This is a genomic window from Serratia sp. CY47444, from assembly GCF_052168635.1.
In the GTDB taxonomy this organism is placed as follows: Bacteria; Pseudomonadota; Gammaproteobacteria; order Enterobacterales; family Enterobacteriaceae; genus Serratia; species Serratia bockelmannii.
This window is the reverse complement of record NZ_JBJNMH010000040.1, coordinates 1-3,001: the sequence shown is the minus strand read 5'-3', so window position 1 is coordinate 3,001 and position 3,001 is coordinate 1. Positions and strand designations below refer to the sequence as shown.

Genomic DNA, 3,001 nt, shown 5'->3' with positions numbered 1-3,001 from the left:
ACTCTGTTGAGCTCAACATGTTAACCCTTAAGAGCAAACTGCTGATCATCATTGCTGAGATGATTAGAAATGAAGGGTGGTCTCAGGCTGGCGCTGCCGATAAGCTTGGTGTTAGCCAGCCGCGCGTGAGTAATCTCATGAATGGCCATGTTTCAAAGTTTGCTATTGATACCTTATTGGAGATGTTGTGCCGCATTGGTTTTGTCATCGATGTGACATTTCGGCCGCACGACAAAGAAAGCCCTCTTCAGGTTGATGTTAAAAAGGCGGTTGTGTAAGAACCGCCTTATGAATGCTTAAGGTATTGATTTATATCTTTGTTTTATCGTTGTTTCGTTCGATTTCGGTGTGCCGTTTGCAGTCTTACTGAAGGCGTGTAGTACGTAGATCGTTTGGTTTTTGATTACGTAAACACATCTGTAGGCTGGGCGGCCATTTTTCTTCAGTTCAAACACACCTTTTCCGAGTCCATTTAGTGGCTTGCTTTGAGATAACGGTTGTAGCCCGTTCATCATCATTTCCAGATCTACAGCAAACCGTTCTATCGCTAACTCTTTGAACTCGTCTTTTGAACCACCAATAAAACACAGCTCTAACTTCTTCATTTTTCACCTCCTATGGTGTTTAAACGTTCATATGTGAACCCTCGGTTGGTTTTAGTCATACCAGGAGCGGCCAGTTTTGGTTTGGTTGCTCCTGCCACAAATATCCTAAGGATTATACCTCGGTTTTTTCGACAAGAAACACTTGCATATACAAAAAATTATATATTCTGACTATGCATTAAATGGCTTGTATTATGCTCTGTTTTTTTGTCATTTTTGATTGGTTTCAGGATTAATGTTCTGTGATTTGCTTTGTTGTCAGATCGATGTGCCAGTGTAACTCTATGGTTTTACACTGATGCTTTAAGTTTTAGTGGGTTGCCTTGCGTGGGGATTCTTGACGTTTATGAATAGGACGGCGTAGTCTAGCTGTGAAAACGAAAAAACCACCCGGCAAGGTGGTTTTTCGATGGTTCAGTAAACCGGCAAGTTTCTGAACCGTGGTAACTGTCTTGGAGGAGACGAGTCACCAAATGCTGTCCTTTCAGTGTAGCCTCAACTTACGCCACACTTCAAGAACTCTCATTATCTTCTCCTCTTCTTCAGTTCCATGTGGCTGCCGCCATTGGCGATTTTTCGTGTCTATCAGGGTTGGATTCAAGAGCATGTTACCTGATGGCCGTGGTAGTCGGACTAAACGGGGAGTTCGTGCAGATAGTCCAGCTTGGAGCGAACCACCTACAAGGCACCCAGTTGCGCGGGAAGGAATGAGAAAACGCCACCTTACGGCGGACTGCAACGGGTAAACCTCAGGGTGGGAACAGGAGAGCGCACGAGGGAGCGACCCATCGGAAACGGTGGGGATCTTTAAGTCCTGTCAGGTTTCGCCGCTTCTGATTTGAGCGCCGGAAATCCATTGATTTCTGTGAAGCTCGTCAGGAGGGCGGAGCCTATGGAAAAACAGCCCGGCGGGCTGTGGCCTTTTCCCGCCTTTCTGCATGCAGCTCACTCCTTCATCCTTCCCTTTTTATCCTCACCGCTCGCCGCAGTGTTGGCTAGCGTAGTCTGTCAACGCGAGGAAGCGGAAGTGCATCTGTAGCTGATGTGTCGCACGGTCATCGTGGGGCTTTTGTTGACGATGCAAGATAGGCAACGTGTTCCCGTTTGACGTCATTACATGCCTTCATTCGGTGACGTGTTGCCGACCCTGCCGGTGGCTCTCATGCAGGACAGGATATGTTTTGTAGCACCGCCGTGGGCGACGCGTCCAAAACGAGGGTGACGGGCAGGAAATGTGTTGTCATTACCGCCTTTGACAACAAGCTGGTCAGGCGAAGCCCCGACACCCCGAATCTCCCCTATACTGTGCCAAAAAAAGGAGGTTCCTATGGCATGGCACAGTGTGGCGCAGGCACAGGCATTGACCAGAAAAAGTCGGCGGACGCTCTACCGTGATATGGCGGCAGGCCGCGTGTCATGGCGAACTAATGCCGATGGCAAGAGGGAGTTAGAAACCACGGAATTGCTGCGTGTGTACGGCGAGCTGCAACCCGATGGCACGAATGCGCGGCACACGGTGTCACACCCTGTTGGCACCGAAGATCAGGCGGTATTACTCGCCGAAATACGCGCATTACGGCAGGAGGTCGCCGATTTGAAAGCGGCGGTCTTGCGTCTGGAGCACCATCCGACCCCGGCGGAGCCGGCGATCGTCAAACGGTGGTGGCAGCGCTGGCGCCGTTGATCCCCACTGCCGCGCCGCCGGCTTGGCCAACGCCTCACGGCCGTGCAATGAATTGCCCGCCCGTTCACCGTTTCTCACATTGGCAGAACGGCAAAAACACGCGATTCGGTCGCGTTTCTCTCTGAAACTGGCCTCTGCGTGCTGGGTTGCATAACCATTCATGCCGCCAAACGGCCTGTACGCCATTTTGCGGGCTTTCTTGCGGAGAAGTGAGGGGGTTTTACTGCTTTGGTTGTTCAAGCGCACATAGGGCGCCTGAGGCGGTGCGGGAAACGGATGTTATGGTAAATATCTATGTGGTTTGCTGTCTTTTCTTTATCTAAGAGGTGGTATTTCTGGAATGTGTTGGATGGGGTGCTTAGAAAAAATCTTCTCAAAAAGTCTTGATTAAGTGATCAAACAGCACTATAACAACATTGTGCTTATACAAAATTTTGTATAATATGTTGACCGCGTAAATGAGCTGCGTATAATACTGCGCCCATGATTATGCTTATTTGCACATTCTTTTTTGAATCGTATATTTCACTCGCAGAAAGAGGAGGCCGACATGCTAAGTAAAGTTAGCAATCCATTCGAGCTCTTCGCTAAAGACTCTGTTGAGCTCAACATGTTAACCCTTAAGAGCAAACTGCTGATCATCATTGCTGAGATGATTAGAAATGAAGGGTGGTCTCAGGCTGGCGCTGCCGATAAGCTTGGTGTTAGCCAG

Annotated in this window: 3 protein-coding genes; 2 read left to right on the top strand and 1 reads right to left on the bottom strand. The window is 49.1% G+C overall.

The window, feature by feature from the left end:
* Nucleotides 1-278 (top strand): helix-turn-helix domain-containing protein (locus ACJ8IL_RS24710; protein WP_442516912.1); only part of this gene is annotated, 278 nt, incomplete at its 5' end.
* 18 nt (nt 279-296) lie between these two features.
* Here the strand turns inward: ACJ8IL_RS24710 and ACJ8IL_RS24705 are convergent.
* Nucleotides 297-605 (bottom strand): type II toxin-antitoxin system RelE/ParE family toxin, encoded by a 309-nt coding sequence (locus tag ACJ8IL_RS24705; RefSeq protein WP_197825491.1) that lies wholly within the window; start codon nt 603-605, stop codon nt 297-299.
* 1,327 nt (nt 606-1,932) lie between these two features.
* Between ACJ8IL_RS24705 and ACJ8IL_RS24700 the strand changes: the two genes are divergently transcribed.
* On the top strand, nt 1,933-2,289 hold the full coding sequence (locus ACJ8IL_RS24700) for an entry exclusion protein 1 (protein ID WP_319845957.1): 357 nt from the start codon (nt 1,933-1,935) through the stop codon (nt 2,287-2,289).
* Nucleotides 2,290-3,001 lie beyond the last annotated feature (712 nt).

Coding starts and splice junctions, on each gene's coding strand:
- ACJ8IL_RS24705 (WP_197825491.1), bottom strand. CDS start 605: ATGAAGAAGTTAGAGCTGTGTTTTATTGGTGGTTCAAAAGACGAGTTC.
- ACJ8IL_RS24700 (WP_319845957.1), top strand. CDS start 1,933: ATGGCATGGCACAGTGTGGCGCAGGCACAGGCATTGACCAGAAAAAGT.